General features: G+C 60.3%; 4 protein-coding genes. 1 reads left to right on the top strand and 3 read right to left on the bottom strand.

The window, feature by feature from the left end; genetic code table 11:
- Positions 1 to 70: 70 nt before the first annotated feature.
- A complete protein-coding gene (locus B3F77_RS14095; RefSeq protein WP_293605560.1) occupies positions 71 to 763 on the top strand; it encodes a class I SAM-dependent methyltransferase in 693 nt (230 codons plus the stop codon).
- A gap of 302 nt (positions 764 to 1065) precedes the next feature.
- On the opposite strand, the gene B3F77_RS14090 is transcribed toward B3F77_RS14095, so the two are convergent.
- The 3 genes from B3F77_RS14090 to B3F77_RS14080 are packed head-to-tail and all read right to left on the bottom strand — an operon-like array spanning position 1066 to position 3837.
- The gene (locus B3F77_RS14090) at positions 1066 to 1257 is read right to left on the bottom strand and encodes a hypothetical protein (protein WP_293605559.1); all 192 of its coding nucleotides are present in this window, start codon (positions 1255 to 1257) and stop codon (positions 1066 to 1068) included.
- A gap of 20 nt (positions 1258 to 1277) precedes the next feature.
- On the bottom strand, positions 1278 to 2633 hold the full coding sequence (locus B3F77_RS14085; RefSeq protein WP_293605558.1) for an FAD-binding protein: 1356 nt from the start codon (positions 2631 to 2633) through the stop codon (positions 1278 to 1280).
- The gene (locus tag B3F77_RS14080; protein WP_293605557.1) at positions 2623 to 3837 is read right to left on the bottom strand and encodes an SAM-dependent methyltransferase; all 1215 of its coding nucleotides are present in this window, start codon (positions 3835 to 3837) and stop codon (positions 2623 to 2625) included. Before B3F77_RS14080 ends, B3F77_RS14085 begins: the two co-directional genes overlap by 11 nt.
- Positions 3838 to 4126 lie beyond the last annotated feature (289 nt).

Genomic DNA, 4126 nt, shown 5'->3' with positions numbered 1-4126 from the left:
GTCGCGCATGGAAGGCCATTATCATTTATTTACGGATTAGTTCTAAATCTATTCTGAAGGATCTGCCCATATGAGCACGCCGCTGATAACCGACGAACTCGACTTGCTGCAATCGCTAGTCGATCTGGACCGGCACCCGCAGATCATCGAATTGGGCTGCGGTGCCGCACAACTGTCGCGCCAGTTGCTTGCACGATGTCCAGCCAGCGAGGTGACCGGGCTGGAAGTGGACGAACGTCAGTACGCCAAGAACCTGCTCAACCCACAGCAGCGGCTGCATTTCGTGCAAGCCGGTGCACAGGCGATCCCGTTTGAGGCAGAGCGTTTCGACCTGGCGCTGATGCTGAAGTCCTTGCACCATGTGCCGCTGGATCAACTAAGCCAGGCGCTGGCAGAGATACACCGCGTGCTGCGACCAAAAGGTCTTCTTTATATTTCGGAGCCGGTGTTTGCCGGAGCGCTTAACGAGGTGATGCGCTTGTTCCACGACGAGGAGCGAGTGCGTGCTGCAGCCTTGCGTGCGGTGCAGGAAGCGGGGTCTTCTGGCGCCTGGGAGCAGGTAGCCGAGATGTTCTTCGAAACGCCGGTGCACTACCGCGACTTTGCCGAGTTCGAACAGCGCATGATCGACGTAACCTTCGTCAATCACAGGCTTGATGCCACCACTTTGCAGGCGGTGCGTGAGCGCTTTGAGCCTCACATGACGGCAGACGGTGCACATTTTGTGCGACCGATGCGTGTCAACTTGCTTCGCAAGCGCTAAGCAGATTTCCTGTGGCAATCAGAAATTGAGATTGAAAGCCTGCTTCACACGAAGCTCGGCAGTTGAATTGCCGCTCACTGCGCCGATCGGCGTCGATCGACAAAGGTCTGTACCAGGCCCCAACCAGACGGTCAATGCGGGTTTCTTGACCGTCGGCAATGCAGCGTTATGTAGAGCCACAAAAAAGATCGCCAAACTTGGTGCAGCGCGAACAAAAAATAGGCGCTACGCCGCTGAGGTGGTTAAAGTTGATTTGATCCGCGTTTCCTTAGCGGGTCTGTTTTGTTTTGTGTTGTCGAAGTTCATACATCCTCGCGCACCGGCAGGCCGTGGCGTCGCGCCCATTCCTTGGACTTGGCGATGGCGATGCGAATCGCCTTGCCCTCATCCATGCCCTCGGTAAGCAGTGCGTTGGCGATCTCTATGGCCTTGAGCCGCACGACCGCGCTCAGATGCCGCATCGATGAGGGGAAGTACTCGGCGTTCCAGGGCATCGTTCAGCTCCCCAGTTGGCTCATGCGCGCAGCACGCATTTTTGGTAAAGCCCGAGCAGGTGCCCGGCCGGATCGTACTTTGCCTTCAGGGCCTGGTAACGCTCCATCCCGTAGGCCTGCGCAAACTCCTCCGGTGTGAAGTAGCAGTCCGAGTAGAGGGACTTGATGCCGCCTAGCCGCATCACTTCACGCTCGACCAGCCGGTTGAAATGCCCAGGCTCATAGGCGACAGCGCTGTCGACCACGTCCCAGAAACCGAAGTTCACATAGAGGCCGCCGGGTGCCAGAGGAAACAGCGTGAATCCTGCGCCAGGCACCGGCCCACGCACCGGGCATATCCATATCGGCAGGATGCCGATTTCGCGCAGCAGAAAGGCGAGGAAATCGGGTGCACCGACCATCGGGATATCAACGTCCTGGATCACTGATTCGGAAAAGCGGCCGCGCCAGCGGGCCAGGCGGCGCGTCAGACCCCAGCGAGCGTTCCAGCGCATGACCCGGGTGTAGGTGCGTGAATTGAGTCGGGCCCGGCCCAGCAGGCGGCGCACCAGCGGGTGTTGCGCGTACAGGTTCTTCGAGCACCAGAACCAGTCGGTGTCCCAGCGCCAGATGTAGTCCTGCACGCGCAGGTAGTCGACCCGCTTGTCGAGCAGAGAACGGTAGTAGATATGCTCGAAGCTGTAGTCGCTGAGCCAGGGCGCAGCATCAACAAAACAGGCACGGTTGATGACCTGCTGCTGCGGTCCAAACACCACGCCGTCGACAAAGTCTGCGGCGCCCTGACAGTGCGCGGCGAGGTCACTGAAAAACGCGTCTGACACGTCGTGCTGCAAATGTTCCACCTTGACAAACGGCTTGACCGGCAGCGTGCGCAGGCGCAGGCGCAGCGCGTAACCCAGTGTGCCGTAGGAATTGGGAAAACCGAAGAACAGATCGCGGTGCTCGTTATCCGGCGTGCAGTGCAGAACCTCGCCGTCGGGCAGCAAAACGTCGAGTTCGAGCAGGGTGTCGTGCACTAGGCCCCATTGATGCGAGGTCGCCTCGATCCCGACGCCAGCAGCCGCACCTCCCACGGTGATGGTTTTCAGCTGCGGCACCACCGCCGGCATGACTCCGTGCGGCAGGGTTTGCGCGACGAGTTCCTCATAGGTCGTCAGGCCCTCAACATCCACCCAGCCGCCTGTGGTGTCGATGTCGAGCACATGGCAGAAGCCGCTCAGGTCCAGTCGGCGCTTGGCCCCCTCGCGGCGGTCGCGAAACAGGTTGGAATTGCGCTTGCCCAAACCGAGCGGCGCCCCACTGCTCGCCCCGCTGGACCGCATTGCGGCGACCAGCTCGGCCCGGCGCCGGGCATGGGCCAACACATCAGGCGTCATACAGGTGCGTCCGGCTCATCGGGTAGCTGGCCCGGGTCACGTTGCCCTTGCTGAAGACGATCTGGAACAGGTGGGTGTAACCCGCAGGTGAGCGAAACATTTCGGCGCAGCCCACCAGATAGGTTCGCCACACCCGGTGAAAGCGTTCATCAAAGCGCTGCGGGTCGAGGGCTTGGATCGCCTCCCATTGCTGCTCAAACCGCCGAGCCCACTCGTCCAGTGTCAAGGCGTAGTGGCGGCGCAGGTTTTCGATGTCGAGCACCTCCAGCCCGCAACGTTCCATCTCAATGATCACCTCCGACAAGCCGGGAATCCAGCCACCGGGAAAGACGTGCTTGCGGATGAAGAGGTCGGTCTCGCGGGGTCCGACATGGCCAATGAAGTGCAGCATACCTAGCCCGCCGGGCTTCAGCAGCTCGGCGTGCGCCCGGACCACCGCGGCCAGCTGGTCACGCCCGGCATGTTCGAGCACCCCAATCGACACCACCTTGTCGTACTGGGCATCGGCCGCGCGGAAATCTGCCTCGCGCACCGAGAGCGTGTGATCCAGGCCACGGCGCTTGATTTCGCTGTGCAACCAGTCGACCTGCTCGGTCGTGGTGTTGAGACCGGTGCCGATCGCGCCCAGCGTTTCCCAGGCCCGAAACATGAAACCTCCAAAGCCGCAGCCGATGTCGATGAAGCGTTCGCCGCGCGCGAGCTGGATCTTGCGGCAGACATAATCAATCTTGCGCTGCTGCGCCTGCTCCAGTGTCTGCGTGCCTTCGGGCCAGTAGCCGCAGGTGTACATCATCAAGGGATCGTCGAGCCACAGACGATAGAACGCGGCCCCGAGGCCATAGTGAGCACGGGCATTGGCCTTGGCCTGCGCAGCGCTGTGGTTTGAATAGCGCAGCTCATGGATGCCATTCTCGACATCGATCAAGGCCTTGCCGTGCATGTCCAGGCCACTGAGCAGGCCGGCCGCCAGTGCCGCGCCGAAATCGCCTTCGACGTCGACGCTCTGGTCGAAATAAGACTCCAGCAGACCGATTTGCCCGCGGGTGAAGACCGACAGCAGCGCGGCGTCGGAGCGGAACATGACCGTGAATACCGGCTCACTGGGGTCGGTGCGGTAGTGGCTGCCATCAGGCAGCCCGATCGCAAACGGCACTCCGGTGCGGGCATGCAGAGAATTGACGATGTTCTGCAGGGGGAAAAGCATGCAGGTTCCTCCAGTTAGGGCACTCATTCGCTCACGCCCGCCATCCTGGCGTGTCGGCATTGCGCTGCTATCGCCTGTGTAGATTGAACCTGTTCGTTCGCGCCGGCGCTTGCGCAAGATCAATCCGCGAACGGCTGGATTGAAAAACCACAGGTTTCGTATGATTTGCGAGAGTTGGCAGTGTGTCAGGAGTCCATATCGGCCGATTTGAGATAAATCAATGTTCCAGAGGAAGTCAATTGGAATAACGGAGTATTGCAACCGATTTATACCATTTAGCGTTCAATGA

This window comes from Polaromonas sp. UBA4122 (genome assembly GCA_002381615.1).
In the GTDB taxonomy this organism is placed as follows: Bacteria; Pseudomonadota; Gammaproteobacteria; order Burkholderiales; family Burkholderiaceae_C; genus Polaromonas.
This window is presented reverse-complemented; position numbering and strand designations above follow the sequence as displayed.

Excerpts from the sequence above, each read along its gene's own strand:
- B3F77_RS14095 (WP_293605560.1), top strand. The coding sequence starts at position 71 with ATGAGCACGCCGCTGATAACCGACGAACTCGACTTGCTGCAATCGCTA.
- B3F77_RS14090 (WP_293605559.1), bottom strand. The coding sequence starts at position 1,257 with ATGCCCTGGAACGCCGAGTACTTCCCCTCATCGATGCGGCATCTGAGC.
- B3F77_RS14085 (WP_293605558.1), bottom strand. The coding sequence starts at position 2,633 with ATGACGCCTGATGTGTTGGCCCATGCCCGGCGCCGGGCCGAGCTGGTC.
- B3F77_RS14080 (WP_293605557.1), bottom strand. The coding sequence starts at position 3,837 with ATGCTTTTCCCCCTGCAGAACATCGTCAATTCTCTGCATGCCCGCACC.